This is a genomic window from Hymenobacter sp. DG01 (genome assembly GCF_006352025.1).
GTDB lineage: Bacteria > Bacteroidota > Bacteroidia > Cytophagales > Hymenobacteraceae > Hymenobacter.
Genome location: NZ_CP040936.1, coordinates 4632222 through 4650027, shown reverse-complemented (window position 1 = coordinate 4650027; position 17806 = coordinate 4632222). Strand labels below are relative to the sequence as shown.

The 17806-nt window shown below is 60.3% G+C and carries 14 protein-coding genes; 11 read left to right on the top strand and 3 right to left on the bottom strand.

What is annotated here, in order from left to right:
- The first annotated feature begins 23 nt into the window (after window positions 1–23).
- From FGZ14_RS19850 to FGZ14_RS19835, 4 genes are all read left to right on the top strand, one after another.
- Window positions 24–419: a hypothetical protein gene (locus tag FGZ14_RS19850; protein ID WP_139925887.1), complete on the top strand. Its 396-nt coding sequence runs from the start codon at window positions 24–26 to the stop codon at window positions 417–419.
- Between the two features lie 59 nt (window positions 420–478).
- A complete protein-coding gene (locus FGZ14_RS19845; protein ID WP_139925886.1) occupies window positions 479–859 on the top strand; it encodes a hypothetical protein in 381 nt (126 codons plus the stop codon).
- A gap of 39 nt (window positions 860–898) precedes the next feature.
- On the top strand, window positions 899–1306 hold the full coding sequence (locus tag FGZ14_RS19840; RefSeq protein ID WP_139925885.1) for an EVE domain-containing protein: 408 nt from the start codon (window positions 899–901) through the stop codon (window positions 1304–1306).
- Window positions 1307–1494: 188 nt separating this feature from the next.
- Entirely contained in the window at window positions 1495–3075 is a 1581-nt protein-coding gene (locus FGZ14_RS19835; protein ID WP_139925884.1) for a hypothetical protein, read from the top strand.
- Between the two features lie 143 nt (window positions 3076–3218).
- Here FGZ14_RS19835 and FGZ14_RS19830 read toward each other — a convergent pair whose 3' ends face one another.
- From FGZ14_RS19830 to FGZ14_RS19820, 3 genes are all read right to left on the bottom strand, one after another.
- Window positions 3219–3779, bottom strand: a complete 561-nt coding sequence (locus tag FGZ14_RS19830; RefSeq protein WP_139925883.1) for a DUF4252 domain-containing protein — start codon at window positions 3777–3779, stop codon at window positions 3219–3221.
- 155 nt (window positions 3780–3934) lie between these two features.
- Window positions 3935–5416 (bottom strand): OmpA family protein, encoded by a 1482-nt coding sequence (locus tag FGZ14_RS22275; protein ID WP_139925882.1) that lies wholly within the window; start codon window positions 5414–5416, stop codon window positions 3935–3937.
- Between the two features lie 333 nt (window positions 5417–5749).
- Window positions 5750–7045: an aminopeptidase P N-terminal domain-containing protein gene (locus FGZ14_RS19820; protein WP_139926175.1), complete on the bottom strand. Its 1296-nt coding sequence runs from the start codon at window positions 7043–7045 to the stop codon at window positions 5750–5752.
- Window positions 7046–7436: 391 nt separating this feature from the next.
- Between FGZ14_RS19820 and FGZ14_RS19815 the strand changes: the two genes are divergently transcribed.
- From FGZ14_RS19815 to FGZ14_RS19785, 7 genes are all read left to right on the top strand, one after another.
- Complete coding sequence (locus tag FGZ14_RS19815; protein WP_139925881.1) at window positions 7437–8471, top strand: glycosyltransferase family 9 protein; 1035 nt, start codon at window positions 7437–7439, stop codon at window positions 8469–8471.
- A gap of 298 nt (window positions 8472–8769) precedes the next feature.
- Complete coding sequence (locus tag FGZ14_RS19810; RefSeq protein ID WP_139925880.1) at window positions 8770–10002, top strand: pitrilysin family protein; 1233 nt, start codon at window positions 8770–8772, stop codon at window positions 10000–10002.
- A gap of 9 nt (window positions 10003–10011) precedes the next feature.
- Window positions 10012–10905 carry a YDG/SRA domain-containing protein gene (locus FGZ14_RS19805; RefSeq protein ID WP_139925879.1) on the top strand — a complete coding sequence of 298 codons (894 nt, stop codon included), beginning with the start codon at window positions 10012–10014 and terminating at the stop codon, window positions 10903–10905.
- A 71-nt stretch (window positions 10906–10976) separates the two neighbouring features.
- Window positions 10977–11414, top strand: coding sequence for a YDG/SRA domain-containing protein (locus FGZ14_RS19800; RefSeq protein ID WP_139925878.1), 438 nt, complete (start codon window positions 10977–10979; stop codon window positions 11412–11414).
- A 128-nt stretch (window positions 11415–11542) separates the two neighbouring features.
- Complete coding sequence (locus tag FGZ14_RS19795; RefSeq protein ID WP_139925877.1) at window positions 11543–12184, top strand: O-methyltransferase; 642 nt, start codon at window positions 11543–11545, stop codon at window positions 12182–12184.
- Between the two features lie 172 nt (window positions 12185–12356).
- Complete coding sequence (locus FGZ14_RS19790) at window positions 12357–15338, top strand: TonB-dependent receptor (RefSeq protein ID WP_139925876.1); 2982 nt, start codon at window positions 12357–12359, stop codon at window positions 15336–15338.
- A gap of 230 nt (window positions 15339–15568) precedes the next feature.
- Entirely contained in the window at window positions 15569–17791 is a 2223-nt protein-coding gene (locus FGZ14_RS19785; protein ID WP_139925875.1) for a LysM peptidoglycan-binding domain-containing protein, read from the top strand.
- The last annotated feature ends 15 nt before the right edge of the window (window positions 17792–17806 follow it).

Sequence of the window (17806 nt, the reverse complement as noted above, 5' to 3'; positions counted from 1 at the left end):
ACCCCTTCTCAAACCGGAAATCCATGCGTCTGTTTGCTTTGCTATGCTGTCTGAGCGTGCTTCTTCTAGCCGCTACCTGCAGCCCCGACCCGCGCGCCGCTGGCCAGCTCAAGCAGCTGGAGCGCACCTGGCTGCACGCCCACGAAGAAGATCAGGGCAAGGTGCAGGTGTACCGTCCCAACACCTATGCTTTCCCGCCCTCCCGGGGCCGTACGGGTTTTGCCTTCGACCACAACGGTCTGTTTACGCAGTACGACATAGCCCCCACTGATGGCATTGAGGGCCGCAAAGGCCGCTGGAGCGCCATTTCCGACCACTCCCTGCGCATCACCCTCGACGACAAGAAAGACCCCGATTACACGCTGGAAATCGTGTCCCTGGAAAACGACGTGCTGAAAGTGCGCCGGGTAGAACCCTAGCCCCATGCAACTATCCGGCGGGCATGAGGCTCACATAGAAGGACTAATCTCCTTGTCTTATGCGTGCTTCCTACCTTCTATGCTTCGTATTGCTCATCTTACTGAGCGGTTGCAAGAAAGAACAATCCTCGGTGCCAGCTGAACTGTTGTTCGGCCAGACCTGGTACAACACCTTCCAGGAAGACGGGGATGAGTTCCTTGTCTTCAAGCGGGAGCCCCCCACGGGCCGGGGCTACGAGAGCTTTCGGTTAGAGGCCGATGGCCAGTTCCAGGAGCAAGGCATAGCCCCCGCCGATGGCGTGGAATTTCGCCCCGGCATCTGGACCCGGGAAGACGCCAACAAGTACCGCATTCGGTTTCTTGACAATACGTGGCAAGGGTATTTGCTGGAGGTTAGGCTGATAGACAAGCAAACCTTGCACGCTCGCCGTGTGCACTAGTCTGGGCGGCACTTGGGCTTCTTTCGTAGCTTGCGGGCTATGAATTACTGGCTCGTTAAATCTGAACCCGCGGCCTACTCCTGGGCCGATTTCACCCGCGACGGCGGCACCGACTGGACTGGCGTCCGTAACTTTCAGGCCCGCAACTTTCTGCAGCAAATGCAGCCCGGCGACCTGGTGCTGTACTACCACAGCGTCACGGACAAGCAGGTAGTGGGTATTGCTGCCGTGGCCGCCCCCGCCGCCCCCGATACTACGGCCGAGGAAGGCAGCAACTGGGTGGCCGTGCACCTGAAGCCCCACCAGCCCCTACCCCGCCCGGTGTCCCTGGCCCAGATCAAGCAGGACGCCCGCCTCACCCAAATCGGGCTGCTGCGTCAGTCGCGGCTTTCCGTAATGCCCCTGAAACCCGAAGAATTCGACGTGCTGCTGGAGCTAGGCAGCTAAGCGGCCGGGCCGATTTTGGGCTTGTATGCTACCCTTGCTGGCCTCAGCAGGGGTAGTGTTTTTTTAGGCCCGGGCAGGCCGCGCTATTCCTGCGAAAATGCCGTATGCAATCAGCCAGGAGCTAGGTGTTACGCGGCTTTCGCCGTATCTTACTTAGCCAGCGGTTTCTATTCCTTCTGGTCTTTGCTATGAAACGTCTGTACGTGTTGTTCAGCTTGTTGCTCTGCCTTCGGGCAGTGCTGGCCCAGAACCCCAAACTTCCGCCCAAACCTCCTCTGGAGCCCACCCAGCCCTACCGGCTGGAGCTGCCGCTGGAACGCTACACCAGCGACGTGCTGGTGCAGCCTCTGCCCGAAGACAGCAGTGTTGTGCTGCTGGTAGAAAAAGACCCCGTGCTGGCCGGCAAAACGGAGTACACCTTTCAGAAGTTTGACTACCGGCTGCGGCCCAGCAAAGTTGTTCCGCTGTCCGTACCGCGGGGTTACGAGTTCCGGCAGATTTGCGCGGAAGGCACCGATGTGTACGCCTTGTTTCAGGGCACCACGGAAGGCACCCTGTGGGTGGCGGCCTTCGACACCCGTACGGGCGAGCTGGGCACCGGCGAGTTCAAAACCAAGCGGGCCCGCGAGGTGCACGATTTGAAAGCCCTGGATGGCAACCTGTTTGTAACCGTAGAGGTGGAAATGCACCTGACCCTGTTGCTGCTGGATCTGAAGACGGCCACTTTCCGGTTTCTGCCTTCCGTGTATGAGCCCCTACCCGCCAGCTTTACCTTTCTGGCCGATTCCGTCACCAAGCGGGCCGAGCTGATTTTGAGCGAAACCAACGGCTTTAAGTCGCGGCTGCAGCTGAAGCAGCTCTCCGACAACGGGCAGCTGCTGCACTCTGAGTTTGTGCAGGCCGGCAGTGAGCGGGGCCTGCTGGAAGCCCAGCTTAGCCCCGGCGACAGCGCGGCCCGCCTGCTGGCCGGCACCTACACCCTGCGCGACTCCCGCTACTCCCAGGGCCTGTTTGCCGCCGATTTGAACGCGGGCGTAACTCCCACCGGGCAGCGCCGCTCCCTGCGCTACTACGACTTCCTGAACCTGAAGCACTTCTTCGACTTTATGAAGCCGGCCCGGGTAGCCCGCATGCGCCAGCGCAGTGAGCGGCTGAAAGCCACTGACCGCCAGTATCGCCACCGCTACCGCCTGCTCATGCATGACATGATGCCCACTCCTGACGGTTACGTGCTGGTGGCCGAGGTGTACTACCCGCGCTACAACTACAGCAGCACCTACAGCAACTTCGGGAGCCTGTACAACTACGGTTACCCCGGCCTGGGGGCATTTTCGCGCGCCTACAGCCCCATGGGCAGCCGCCGCAACGATGGGTACCGCACCACCCACACTCTGATCTGCGGCTTCGACCGGCAGGGCAACCTACTCTGGGACAACTCCTTTCTAATGAAAGAGGTGGAGCAGTTTTCCCTGCACGAAACGGTGCGGGTGCGCCCCCTCGCCGATGGCCGGCGGCTGGTTATGGCCTACCTGAAAGATGATGACTTGTACTACAAGATAGTAGATCAGGCCGCCCCTGCCCCCAACGACTGGCAGGTGAAACTGCAAACCAACACCACGGGCGCCCCCGAGAAATCAGTGAATACCCAGCAGGAGCACCTGACCGCTTGGTATGGCAGCCGCTTCCTGGCTTCCGGCTACCAACACGTTAACCCAGAGAAGGGTCAGAGCCGTGAGGTCTTCTTTGTGAACGTTATCGAGTTTCGGTAAGCGTTACACATTAGATTCAGCGCAGCTCTTTTGCCGGTTTACTGCATCAAAAAAGGCTACCTCACACGAGTGGGGTAGCCTTTTTTGGTATACGGGCCTGACTTTAGGCGGGGCCAGCGGGTGGCCCCGGCTTGCGGAGCCGGTTAGTTACCCGTTTGGCTGATTACGTTGGGCAGCACTTTGGAAAGCTGGCCGACCTGCTCGCGGGTGAAGTTGCCGGCCACCGACACCAGCACGAATGAATCGGCGGCTTCCTGCTTGCCTACCGCCACAAACTCCGTGACCCGGCCGCCCTGCTCGCGCACGGAGTAGCGCAGCTGGTTGGGGTTGTCGGCGGAGGCGGAAATGGGCAGGGGCGTGTACCGCTCATTGGCCAGCAAACCCTCTACCTCCTTGTCCAAGCCTTCCGTGACCAGGTTACGGGCGCTACCGGTGGTAGGCGCGAAGGTGATGATTTTAGCGCTGCGGATGGAAGTAAGCGCTTGGGTAATGTCATTGTCGCCCCCGATTTTGGCAATACGGCCCAGCAGAAACCGGGTGGTCAGGCCGGCGCTCCAGTCGGTAGCCTTGAAGCCAGGCCGGTTTTCATACTTATTGAAAAACTCAGCGACGGTGCGTGCCGGGGAGCCGGGCCCGCTGGCGCGGCAGCCGGCCAGCACCATCAGGGCCAGGGCCAGCAAAAAGGAAAAGTGACGAAGTTTCATGAGGTTGAAATAAGGAGGAAATTTTCAGTTTCTACGGAGTGCCCGCCGAACCGTTCCTGCGGCCCGGCACCTACGGGCGCTGCCAAGCCGAAGAGGCCATAAAAAAAGCGGCGCACCACGTGGTACGCCGCTTTTTTGCAGGGTGCTACCGCGCCTTACGGCTGGGGAGCATTCGGGATGAAGAATTCAAACTTGAACTCTACCCGACGGTTCTGCGACATGTTTTTCGCTGAGGTGTTCGGAGCGGCGGGCTCCGATTCGCCGCGACCTTCCGTCACGATGCGAGCCGGGTCAACCCGTTTGCCGGTGAAGTAGCGCTTCACCGAGCCGGCCCGACGCTCTGACAGCGCCTGGTTGTACTCATCGGTACCGCGCGAGTCGGCGTGGCCGATAACCCGGAGGCTGTACTCAGGGTGGTCGTTCAGGGCTTTCACCATCTTATCGAGCGTGCCGTACGAGGTGCGCTTAATCACGGTGCTGTTGGTTTCAAAGCGGATGGGTTGCTCCAGCTTACGTACGCCCGGATCAATTTCCATGGGGCAGCCATTAGCATCTACGCGGGCACCACGGGGGGTATCGGGGCACTTATCCGCGTTGTCCGGAACACCGTCACCGTCGGCGTCAACTACCAGCGGGCAGCCGTTAGCATCTACCTGCGTACCAGCCGGCGTGCCGGGGCACTTATCGTTCTGGTCAGCTACGCCGTCACCGTCGGCATCGGGGCAGCCGCGCAGAGCGGGCAGGCCAGCCTGGTCGGGGCACTGGTCGTCTTTGTCAGCCACGCCGTCGTTGTCACGGTCGGGGCAGCCTTGCATAGCGGCCGTACCGGCTTCAGTCGGGCACTGATCCTGGTAATCTGGAACGCCGTCCTTGTCGCCGTCGAGGGGGCAGCCGTTTTCATCAACAGCTACGCCGGCGGGCGTGTCGGGGCACTTGTCTTTGCGGTCAGAAACACCGTCACCGTCGGTATCCTTGGCTTTGCCCAGGGCAAAGTTCAGGCCTACGGTATGCTGCAGGAACTTGTCGTCCCACTTGTTGTCGTCGCGGGCAGGATCGCCGTCGATGTTGGCGTTCAGCGGAATGTGCTGACCGGTCTGCACGAACAGGCCTACCCCCTCACCCAGGCGGAAGTTGATACCGGCTGCCCCGAACAGGTCGAAGTAGCTCTTGTCCTGGTCGGTGTTGATGGTTTGGTTGTTGCGGAAGATGGTGCCTTCGCGGCTGGTGTACGTCCAGCCCGGTGCGGCCAGCAGGTAGGGCTGAATGAAGGCGTCTTCCTTCAGGGCCCAACCGTTGTTGAGCTTCAGCTTCAGGCCCAGGTTCACGTTCACTACGTTGGTAGCGAAGTTGCTGCCGAAGTACGGAGCACCGGCCGGGGCATTTTTCTTGAACTCCACATAGTTGCCGCTCAGCTGCAGATCAAGGCCGCTGGAGAGGTAACGGCTAATGGTGATGCCAGGCGCGTACTTGTTCTCGCTCCACTTCCAGTAGTCGGAGCCGAAGTTGCCCTTGTACTGCATGGCACTCACGTTTAGGCCGATAGCCGTCCTGCGGTCGGCGGTCTGGGCCTGGGCCTTCGGGGCTGCCGCCAGAAGCGTCAGACCCAGGGCCGTTGATGTTGCTAAAAGATGTCTCATGAGGGCGAAATTAGGTGGAAGAATTGCACAGGTGGGAGCCGCCACCATCCGGGCGGCATGCCTCCGAACTATCCGCCTATACCTTCCCTTGTCCAATAAAGTTGCCCCGGCACCGGCAAAAAGCCATTTTGACCGGTATTTTTCCTGGCACAAACCCTACATATTCAGTTAATTATATTCACACACGGCAATATTAAGCCGATTTGTACTCCTAGCTTAACAGTAAAAGTTTTTCTACGATAAAATCAATTAAATAAAATGTAAAAAAAGAAGACGCTCCGGCTACGAAGCGTCTTCTTGGGGGCAGCTAGACTGTAGAATAGCTGTCGGCTACTAGCTCTGGCGCTGCATCAGCCGCTCAATGTCGGCGACCTCCAGCGGAATATTCTTCATCAGGTCCTCATTGCCGGATTTGGTGATGAGAATATCATTTTCCAGTCGGATGCCCAGGCCTTCTTCCCGGATGTAAATGCCCGGTTCGCAGGTGTACACCATGCCTGGCTCGAATACGCGGTACTTGGCGCCCACGTCGTGCACATCGAGGCCGAGGTAGTGGCTGGTGCCGTGCATGAAATACTTCTTATAGAGCGGGGCGGCCGGGTCCTGGTTTTTCACCTCCGACTCATTCAGCAGATCCAGCTTAATAAGCTCCTGCTCCATGTTGCGGCCCACAGCGGCGTGGTATTCCTCAATGTTATTGCCAGCCACCAGCTGGGAGGTAGCAAATTTCATTACGCGCAGCACCGCCTCGTACACATCGCGCTGGCGCTTCGTGAACTTGCCGTTCACGGGGATGGAGCGCGAGAGGTCGGCGGCGTAGTTGGCAAACTCAGCTCCGAAGTCCAGCAGCAGCACGTCGCCATCCTGGCACTGCCGGTCGTTGCTGACGTAGTGCAGAATGCAGGCGTTGGCTCCGCTGGCAATAATGGAGCCGTAGGCTGGGCCGCGGGAGCCGTTGCGCAGGAACTCGTGGAAGATTTCAGCCTCAATTTCATACTCCATCACGCCGGGCCGCACAAAGCCCAGCAGGCGGCGGAAGGCTTGCTCGGTAATGTCGGCGGCGCGGCGCATCAGCCGGATTTCCTCGTCGCTCTTGATGGCGCGTAGGTGGTGCAGGATGGGCGCGGCACGGCGGTAGGTGTGCAGGGGGTAGGCCTCGCGCATCCACTTGATGAAGCGGGCGTCGCGGGTTTCTACCTCTACCACCGAGCGGATATGCTCGTTGGTGTTCAGGAACACGTTTTCGGCCTCGTTCATAAGGGCGGGCAGCACCGTTTTAAACGAATCGAGCCACATGATGGTACGCACGCCGGTTTGCGCGCGGGCCTGCTCCTTGGTCAGCTTGTAGCCTTCCCAGACCAGAATGTGCTCGGAGGTTTCCTTCAGAAAAAGGATTTCGCGGTACTGGGGCAGCACGGCATCTGGGAAAAGCACCAGGATGCTTTCCTCCTGATCGACGCCGGAGAGGTAGAACAGGTCGTTATTCTGGCGGAAGGGCATGGTGCCATCCGCGTTGGTGGGCATGACGTCGTTGGAGTGGAAAATGGCCAGGGAAGCCGGGGGCAGCTGCTGGGTGAAGCGGCGGCGGTTCTCAACAAACAGTTCGGGCGCGATAGAGCCGTAGCGCATGGGCGGAAAGCGGAAAAGGTGGCACAAACGAAAACCAGAAAAAGCCGCCGAAGCGGCCGGGGCAAGTTAGGCAGAAGCCGGCGGCTTTAGCCGCTTCCGGGTAGTTAGTTCGGGCCGCCGGGCCCGGTCCGGCGCCGAAGGCATCGGACCAGCACTTTTGCGGGCGTTTAAGGCTATCTGCCTACTACCTGACGCCCGCCCGGGTCCGGCCGGGCAGGTGTCGGCAACTATACCAGCCGGAAGGCTTCGGCGCCTGACCGGGTTACCCAGGAACCTCTTGGGCGGGCGACATTCTGTAATCGGCCAGTAACCAGCCGCTTCCGCCGGGTAATAAGACAAAAAGGCGGCGAACCTGCGGCTAAGCGGTATCTTTGTAGCCCGCTATTGCACTATGCCTGAGCCCGCCAACCATTCCGCCGTCCTGCTTATTCAAACTGCCTTCATCGGCGACGTGATTCTGGCCACGGCGCTGCTGGAGCATCTGCACCGCACGGAGCCCGGTACGCCCGTCGATTTTCTGGTGCGCAAAGGCAACGAGGGGCTGCTTAAAAACCACCCGCATGTGCGGCAGGTGCTTATCTGGGATAAGAAGAAAGACAAATACCGCGGGCTGTGGCGCCTGCTTCAGCAGGTTCGTCGCGCCGATTACGGGCGCGTCGTGACGCTGCAGCGGTTTGCCTCCACGGGTTTCCTGACGGCGTTTTCGGGGGCTCCGGAGCGGATTGGGTTTGATAAGAACCCGTTTGCTTTCCGCTTTACCAAGGCTGTGCCGCACGTAATGGGTGCGGGCGTGCATGAAGTATCCCGGAACCTGCACCTGCTGGACCCGGCTTACGCGGGCCCGGTTACGCCGCCCCGCCTCTACCCTACCCCCGCCGATGAAGCTGCTGCGGCCGAAGCGGCAGCGCTGGCCGGGGGTCGGCCTTATATCTGTATCGCGCCTACCTCGGTGTGGTTTACCAAGCAGTTTCCGGAGGAGCAGTGGCTGAAGCTGCTGGCGGCCCTGCCCCCACAGTACACCGTGTTTCTGCTGGGCGGCCCGCCCGACGTGGAAGGCTGCGAGCGAATCAGGGCGGCCACTACCCGCGCGGGAGTTATAAACCTGGCCGGAAAGCTCTCGTTGCTGGCCTCGGCGGCCCTGATGCGGGGCGCTACCCTCAACTACGTCAACGACTCGGCACCCATGCACCTGTGCTCAGCGGTGGGGGCGCCCGTGTGCGCCGTGTACTGCTCCACGGTCCCGTACTTCGGGTTTGGGCCGCTCAGTCCGTTTTCGAGGGTAGTGCAGATTGAAGAGAAGCTGGAATGTCAGCCCTGCGGCCTGCATGGCTACCGCAAGTGCCCGCTCGGCCATTTCCGCTGCGCCCACGGCATCCGGACCTCGCAGTTGCTGGCGGCTCTGGCAGAAAGTGAGATGGTGAAATAATGAACTGGTGAGCTGTCATGGCGAGGGCATCGAAGCCATCCTTACCTCCCTTCTGTGATTAGCCTAATAACGTGACAAGGCCTTGACGCTACCATACGTCAAGGCTTTATCACATCTTAAGGGGTAGGCTGTTGGTCAGAAAGGATAGCTCCGCTCGCCATGACAATTCGCCCGTTCACTATTTTACCATCTCACCATTTCCCCTTCGCGTACCTTTGCAACCACGCGCATGGCTGCGTGGTTATACAGGGCCGGGACTGATATATTCCAGCTCCGAACCTATCCAAGACCCCATCAAATGTCTGATTACGACCTGTACGAGTTGCCTAACGGCATCCGGGTTCTGCATAAACAAGTTCTGCACACCAAAATCGCGCACTGCGGCTTCCTGCTGGATATTGGCTCCCGCGACGAAAAGCCTCACCAGCTGGGGCTGGCGCACTTCTGGGAGCACATGGCCTTCAAAGGCACCGAAAAGCGCAAGAGCTTCCACATTCTCAACCGCCTCGAAACTGTGGGCGGCGAGCTGAACGCTTATACTACCAAGGAGAAAATCTGCTTTTACGCCTCCCTGCTCAGCACCCACTTCGAGCGGGCCTTCGAGCTGCTCACGGACCTCACGTTCCATTCGGTGTTTCCCGAGAAGGAAATTGAGAAGGAGCGCGGCGTGATTCTGGAGGAAATGGCCATGTACCACGATGCGCCCGAGGACGCCATCATCGACGACTTCGACGACGTGGTATTTGCCCGCCACACCCTGGGCCACAACATCCTGGGCACCCGCGAAAGTGTTTCGGGCTTCCAGCAGGCCGATTTCCGGCAGTTTCTGCAGGAAAACGTACGCACCGACCGGCTGGTGTTCAGCTCCGTCAGCAACCTGCCCTTCAAGGAAGTAAAGCGCCTGGCCGACAAGTTTCTGGCTCCGGTGCCGGCCCAGCTGGGCGAGCGGCCACGGGTACCGTTTAGCGGCTACCAGCGCCTGGAGCGCATTGAGCGCAAACCCATTACCCAGGCCCACTGCCTGATTGGCGGCCCCGCCTATTCCACGCACGATGAGCGGCGAATTCCATTTATTCTGCTCAACAACCTGCTGGGCGGCCCCGGCATGAACTCACGCCTCAACCTGGCTGTGCGCGAGAAATACGGTTTGGTGTACACCATCGATTCCAGTTATTCGCCATACACCGATACCGGGCTATTCGGCATTTACTTCGGAACTGAGAAGAAGCAGGTAAACCGCACGATTTCTCTAGTGCAGAAGGAGCTGAAGCGCCTGCGGGAGCAGGCCCTAAGCACCTCCCAGCTGCACAAGGCGAAGGCCCAGTTAATGGGCCAACTGGCTATGGCGGAGGAAAGCAACGGAGGCTTCATGCAGCTGCTTGGTAACCGCACCCTCGATCTGGGCCGGGTAGAAAGCATCAACGAAATCTTCGACCAGGTGCACCGCATCACATCGTCGGAGCTGCTGGAACTGGCCAACGATATTCTCTGCGAAGACAACCTGAGCGTGCTCCAGTACGTGCCAGAGTAGCGGTAAAGTATGCCTCGTCCAAATCCAGTACATCTAGGTGCATTGCCCTCTATTGCTCCGGGTCATGAGTTTATGAACCGACGCGAGGTACAAGCGGCTGGGCTTCATCGTGACTGGATAAAAGGAATTTCGTCCTTGAATGGTTTTCCGGCTGAGGCTATAGTGCTATCCGGAGGCTATGAGGATGATTGGGATGCGGGTGCTACCATCTTATACACTGGTGAAGGTGGAAACTTGGAGGGAACGCAGGTTGCGGATCAAACATTGACGGGTGGTAATCTGGCTTTACACCGCAGCTTTGAGCAACAAACTCCTGTTCGAGTAATCCGCCAGATTCGCCCAGCCAGAATTCGTTCCTCCTGGTATTATCAGTATGCCGTACTTTACGTTGTGGCCAGTTGCTCCTATGAGCGAGGGCGCTCTGGTTTCATGATCTGGCGGTTTTTGTTGGAGCAGCTTTCCGATATTGTTCCTACTGCAACAAATCACGCTGACCTTCAGGAGCCATCCGTTGTGTATCAGCCAACACCACGCATTGCCAGTAATGTTAATCGATTGGTACGTGACACGCGCTTGATGCAGCAGGTAAAGCAACTATATGACTTTCACTGTCAGGTATGTCTGCAACGATTGGCAAATCAAGTGCGGCCGTACGCGGAAGCTGCTCACCTTCAGCCATTAGGTGCCCCACATCATGGTCCTGATACACTTGATAATCTGCTTTGCTTATGTCCTAACCATCATGTACTCTTAGACATGGGGGCTTGGACTCTGGATGATCATTTTAACATACAAGGTCTGCCGGGTACCTTACAGCTCAACCCAGCTCATCGCGTAAGGGTAGAATGGGCACGTTATCACCGGAACAACATCTATCAGGCTACGGGCAAGAAGCGTAAATAACTTACCTCTGGATATGGCAACTCCCTGTGGTACTTGTTTCTAACCTCCTCCTACCCCCGCACCCTACTCAAATGCCGGTTTTCGGTCACATTAGCTACTACCGGCCCGGCGACGTGCTGGCAAACCGGCTGGCGCTGAGCCGGGCGGGGCTGCACCGGCCCACCCGGGCCGGGGTGAGTGGCAGCGAGCTGGAAGGAGCCGACTCTATCATTCTGGCCGACCAGTACGAGGATGATGACTTTCGGGACGAAGATATCATCTACTCCGGCAGCGGGGGCCGCGACCCGCGCACCGGTCGGCAGGTTACTAACCAGGAAATGACGGGCCGAAACCTGATGCTGCGCCGTAGCCTGGAAACTGGTCAGCCCGTGCGCGTCTTCCGCAAAATCAACGATGAAACTGCCAGCGGCTACCGCTACGAAGGCCTCTACCAGGTAACCAGCGCCGTGTACGAGCCCGGCAAGTCCGGCTTTTTGGTCTGGAAGTTCCGGCTGGTGCCCGCTCCATGAGCTGTCCTTCCGACGCAGTAAGAATCTGGGGTATTGAACTCCACTGACTCAGCCTAGATTCAACCCGCGTCGGAAGCACAGGTTTTCCTGCACGAAATCCGTGCAATCCGATAAATCCGTCTAAATCCGTGATTCCCGACGAAGCCCAACTCTACGCCGACCGCCACACTACCCCCGAAAGCCCGCTGTTGGCCCGCCTCAACCGCGAAACGCATGTGCAGCTGCTGCACGCCCGTATGCTCTCGGGGCATGCCCAGGGCCGGCTCCTGAGCATGCTCAGCCACATGGTGCGGCCCCGGCGCATACTGGAGCTGGGTACGTTCACGGGCTACTCGGCCCTGTGCCTGGCCGAAGGGCTGGCCCCCGATGGCGTGCTGCACACCCTGGAGCAAAACCCGGAGCTGGAGGACCGCATCCGGCGCTACCTGCGCGAAGCGGGCCGGGAGCAGCAGATTCAGCTGCACATCGGCGACGCCCGCCAGCTGCTGCCGACCCTGGCCGAGACCTGGGACTTGGTGTTCATCGACGCCGATAAAATCAACAACGACACGTACTACGAGCTGGTGCTGCCCCGGGTGCGGCCGGGCGGGTTTCTGCTGATTGATAACGTACTGTGGGGCGGCAAGGTGCTGGATTCCTACCCCGTCAAAGCTTCCGATAAGGATACCCACGCCGTGCGCGCCTTCAATGATAAGGTGAAAGCCGATGAGCGGGTAGAAAACGTGTTGCTGCCCCTGCGCGACGGGCTGCTGCTGGTGCGCAAAAAGTAAGGTCACCCCGCTGTCGGCCCCGCTTGGCCCGGAATGGGAAGGAAAATAATTTGTTGATTCCCAACCTCCAGGGCAATAATCTGGCAGAACAAGCCGGCAGGCAGGAACCTGCGGCTAAACGATTAGGAAGATTTTGCGTCTATCCCGGCTAGTGACTTACTCTCGCCGCCTGATGCTAAAACGATTCCTACTTCTGCTGCTGCTCCTATCCGCCCTTACTGGCCTAACCCAGGCCCAGACTACTACCGTCAGCGGGCGGGTAGTGGATAGTAAAGACCAGTCGCCGCTCATTGGGGCCAACGTGCTGCTAACCCAACTCCCCGACTCCACCCGGCGCGGGGCCGCCGTGGAGGCCGATGGTTCCTTCGTGGTACCGGGGGTAGGGCCGGGCCGCTACGTGCTGACGGTTTCTTTTCTGGGCTACCAGAACCTGCGCCGCACGGTGGAGGTAGGGGCCGGGCAGCCCCTGGCCCTGGGCACGCTCGGGCTGCAGGCCGGCGGGGGCATTGCCCTGAAGGGCGTGGAAGTAGTAGGCCGGGCCGCGGCAGCCGTGCAAAAAGGCGACACGGCCCAGTTCAACGCGGGCTCCTTCAAAACCAACCCCGATGCCAACGCCCAGGACCTGATTACCAAAATGCCGGGCGTAACAGTGGACCCCGCCTCGGGCCGGGTGCAGGCCCAGGGCGAGCAGGTGCAGCGGGTGCTGGTAGATGGCAAAGAGTTTTTCGGGAATGACCCAGATGCCGTGCTCAAGAACATTCCGGCCGAGGTTATCGACAAGATTCAGGTGTACGACCGGGCCTCGGATCAGGCCCAGTTCACAGGCTTCGACGACGGAAACCAGCAGAAAACCATCAACATCGTAACCAAACCCAGCTTCCGCAACGGCACGTTCGGGCGGGTGCTGGCCGGCTACGGCCCCCAGGACGACCGGTACCGCGTGAGTGGCAACCTCAACCAGTTTAAGGGCAAGCAGCGCCTCTCGGTGGTGGCCCAGAGCAACAACGTGAATGAGCAGAACTTCGGCACGGAAGACCTGCTGGGGGTAGTGGGCTCCTCCCGCCAGGGCGGCGGGGGCGGCCAGGGCCAGCGGGGCCAGGGCGGCGGCCGCGTGGGCGGCGGGGGCGGTCCGGGTGGCGGCGGAGGTGGTGGCGGCAATAATGCCGGCGACTTCCTGGTCAGCCAGCAGAGCGGCATCTCGAAAACCAACGCCCTGGGCCTGAACTACTCCGACACCTGGGGCACGAAAACCGAAGTGCAGGGCAGCTACTTTTTCAACCTCAGCGACAACACCAGCCGCACCAACCTGCTGCGCCGCTACGTGGCGCCCGCGGGCCAGACCCAAGACTTGCGCTACAACGAAAACTCCCTGGCCAGCAGCCGCAATATCAACAACCGCTTCAACCTGCGCCTCGACCACAAGTTCGACTCCTTGAACTCCTTGCTGTGGCGGCCCAGCCTTTCGGTGCAGCGCAACACCGGTACCAGCCTGCTCGATGGCCGCACTTTTGAAGCAACCGGCACTGAGGCGGGCACCGACCAGGGCACCAACAACAGCAACTACCGCTCGGCCCTGACCGGGGTTACGGCCACCAATCAGCTGCTGTACCGCCACCGGTTTCAGCGCCGCGGCCGTACCTTTTCGCTGGGCCTGAACACGAGCTACAACACCAAGGACGGCGACAACAACCTGCTCTCCAACACGGCCTTCCGGCGCCGCGACACGCTGCGCACCACTACGCTTAACCAGTTCTCGGAGCTGGAGCAGACGGGCTGGGCCTGGACCGGCAACGCTAACTACACCGAGCCGCTGGGCCAGAACAGCATTCTGCAGCTGGGCTACTCCATTTCCTACACCCCCAACGACTCCGACAAGAAAACCTACAACTTCTCGCCCGGCGAGCAGCGCTACTCCATCCTGAACGACACGCTGAGCAACGTGTTCCGGAGCCGCTACCTCACCAACACCGGCGAGGTTACCTACCGCTTCCAGACCAAGGACTTCCAGTGGGCAGTGGGTGCGGCCGTGCAGAGCGCCCAGCTTCGCAGCGACCAGGAGTTTCCGCGCCCCGGCACCACCAACCGCACCTTCCTGAACGTGCTGCCCAACGCCCAGCTGCGCTACAACTTCTCGAAGCAGCAGAACCTGCGGGTGAATTACCGCATGAACACCAACCCGCCCAGCATCAGCCAGCTGCAGGAGGTAGTCAACAACTCCAATCCGCTGCAGCTGACCACCGGCAACCCCAACCTGCGCCAGGAAAACCGCCACAACCTGTTTGTGCGCTACTCCTCCGCAGTGCCCGAGAAATCAACGTCGTTTTTTGCTTTGCTGGGGGGCTCCTACATCGATAACTACATCACCAACAACACGATTTATGCTGGCGCCGAGCCCTTGGTCGTGGGTGGGGTAGTCATTCCGGCCGGGGGGCAGCTCACGCGGCCCGTCAACCTCAACCAGCAGTACTCGCTGCGCTCCTTTATCAACTACAGCCTGCCGCTGGCCTTTATCAAGTCCAACCTCAACCTGAATGCCAACGCTACCTATTCCCAAACGCCAGGCCTGGTGTTTGGGGAACTGAACTACAGCCGCACGCCCAACGTGGGGCTGGGCGTGGTGCTGAGCAGCAACATCAGCCCCGAGCTGGACTTTACGCTCTCGTCTAACTCCAGCCAGAGCTACGTGCGCAACACCCTGCGCCAGCAGCTCAACAGCCGCTTTTTCCGCCAGAACACCAGTCTGCGCTTCAACTGGATTGTGGTTAAGGGCATTACGGTTCAGTCAGATGTGAACCACCAGCTGTTTACGGGCCTTTCGGCCGGCTACAACCGAAACTTTGTGCTCTGGAACGCCTCCGTGGGCAAAAAGCTGGGCCAGAAGCAGCAGGCCGAAGTCAAGCTGTTCGCCTTTGATTTGCTGGGCCAGAACAACAGCATCCAGCGGAACATCACGGCCGCTTACACCGAGGACATTCAAACCAACATTCTGCAGCGCTACTTCATGCTGATGTTCACTTACAACATTCGTAGCTTCGGCGGCTCGGGCCGCCCCGATGCCCTGCCCGGCCCCGGTGGCCCCCGCCCAGACGGACAGCGCCCCGGCGGACAGCGGCCCGGCGGGTTCGGGGGACCTCCTCCCGGCGGGGGCATGTAGCGCCCTACCCCACTCAGCCAGCCCAAGGCTCCTGCTTCTAGTGGGGGCCTTGCGCGTTTCCGGGGGGTAGGAAACGGTGCAGTAGTCAGGGGCCGCCACTGAGTAGTATTTTGCCATTCTGTTGGATTTGCGCCGGAGAGGCCCCTCGGCACCCGATTTTTCCTCTACTTTGTAGGCTGACAGGGCCGGCAGCGCATACGAGGGCGGCCCTGCCCTTTGCTTGCCTGTATATGAGACGAATTGTACTCCTGCTTTTTTTCCTGCTGCCACTGCTGGCCACCGCGCAAACCGTGCCGGTGCCAACAAACCTGAGTCTGGCGGGCCTGCGCCTGCGCCTGACTGATGGGGGCCGCAACGCCATTCAGCAAAAAGTAGATGCCCTACGCCGCCACCCGGCTTCCTTTCAGGCGCGGGTAGTGCTGGCCGATGCCTACTTCCCGCTTATTGACCGGGTATTTCAGCAGGAAGGCTTACCTCTGGACTTTCACTTTCTGGCCTTGCAGGAAAGCGGCCTGCAGGGCGACGCGCAAAGCATTCATGATGCCGTGGGCTACTGGCAGTTCAAACGCGAGTCGGCCGCCGATTTTGGCCTGCTCATGAACGATGCCGTGGATGAGCGCAAGCACATTGTGGCTTCCTCGAAAGCGGCGGCGCAATACCTGCTGCGCAACAACAAGGTGCTGCGCAACTGGGCCAATAGTCTGCTTAGCTACAACCTGGGCCTTACCGGCACCAAGCCTTACACCCTACCCACGGATGCCGACGCTACGGAGGTGGAAATCTCGGAGCAGACTCACCCCTATATTCTTACCTTCCTGGCGCATAAAGTGGCTTTTGAGCCGGCCGTGGGGTTGAACACGCGGCCGCCGCTGCTGTTCCAGGAGTTTCCGGCTCCGGCGGGCAAGCCTTTGTCGATTATGGCCCAGGCCCTGCAGCAAAACCCCGAGGAGCTAGCTAAGCATAACCGCTGGCTGCTTGCCCCGTCCGTACCCACCGACCGGGTGTACACTATGCTGGTGCCCATCACCGATCCGCTGCAGCTCACGGCCCTGGCTGCCCAGCAGAAAAACGCTACCGCCGGCCAGCTGCTCAACCAGCCCACCGCTGACCCCGAAAACGCCGATTTCGTGCGCGTTAACGGCCTGCGGGCCCTGATAGCCCTACCCGGCGACACCAAGGAAAGCCTGGCTAAGCGGGCTGGCCTGAAGATGCGGAAGTTCATGCAGTACAATGACCTGTTTGCTTTCGATAACATCGTAACCGGCCAGCCCTACTTCGTGCAGAAGAAGCGCGACAAAGCGGCCGTAGAATACCACGTAGCCCGCCCCGGCGAAAGTGTGGCCACCGTATCGCAGAAATACGGCATGCGGGCCAAGGCCATCTGGAGCAAAAACCGCATGCCCCGCAACGAGGAACTGCGTCCGGGCCGGGTGCTGTGGCTGCAGCACACCCGCCCCAAAAACGTGCCCGTAGAGTACGCCGATGGCAACAATGCCACGGCCTTGGCTGCTTTCGAGAAGCCGGTAACGGCGCCCGCTCAGGCCGCTCCGGCTGCCACTGCCCCGGCAGTGCCCACCAAGCAGCCGGAAAAGAAACGCAAGACCGACGAGGCCGAGCCTTATATGGGCCGCACTGCTGGCTCGGCCCGGATTCTGGAAGACGCCGTGGAAGAGGAAAGCAGCACCGTTGTGCAGCCCGACAGCGCCACCGACGAGCACACGGAAAACCTCAACAACCTGCCCCCTACCCCCGTCGTTACCCCGAGCAGCCCGGAGCGCCCTACCCCGGTAGCGCCCAGAAAGCCTTTGCCCACGGCCGCCCCCGTGGCCGATGAGCCGGCGGCAAGCCAGGCCGCGCCCGAGCCCGCCGAACAACCCCTACCCCCCGCAACGCGGCCAGTCGCTACTTCTGCGCCCGTTGCCGCGCCTACCCCTACCCCCGCTACTAAGCCCCAGGCTCCCGCAGCCGCAACTGCACCGGCTACCAGTCGGCCGGTGCCGCCGACCATAATTGCCCCGACTGCCGCGCCAACAGAGGCCATTCCGGCCAATGGCCTGCATACCGTGCAGCCCAAGGAAAACCTGTATTCGGTGGCTCGCCGCTTTGGCCTGCGCCCCGCTGACATTGTACTGTGGAACAATCTGCCCCAGAATCCTTCCCTGCGTATCGGGCAGGTGCTGCGGCTGACGGCCCCAGACGATGCCGCAACGCCCGCCGAGCCGGCCACCCCGGCCCTCCCCTCGCGGCCCGCACCGGCGGCTCCCCGGCCCACGGTCCCGGCACCCGCACCGACTTCTGCTGCCAGCGTGCAGCATACCGTGCTACCCGGCGAGACGATGTACAGCATCTCCCGCAAGTACAAAGTCACTATTAAGCAGATTATGGAGTGGAACAGCAAGCCCGATTTTGCCGTGAAGCCCGGCGAAGTACTCCTGATTAAGCCGGCACAATAGCCCAAGCTCCTTTCG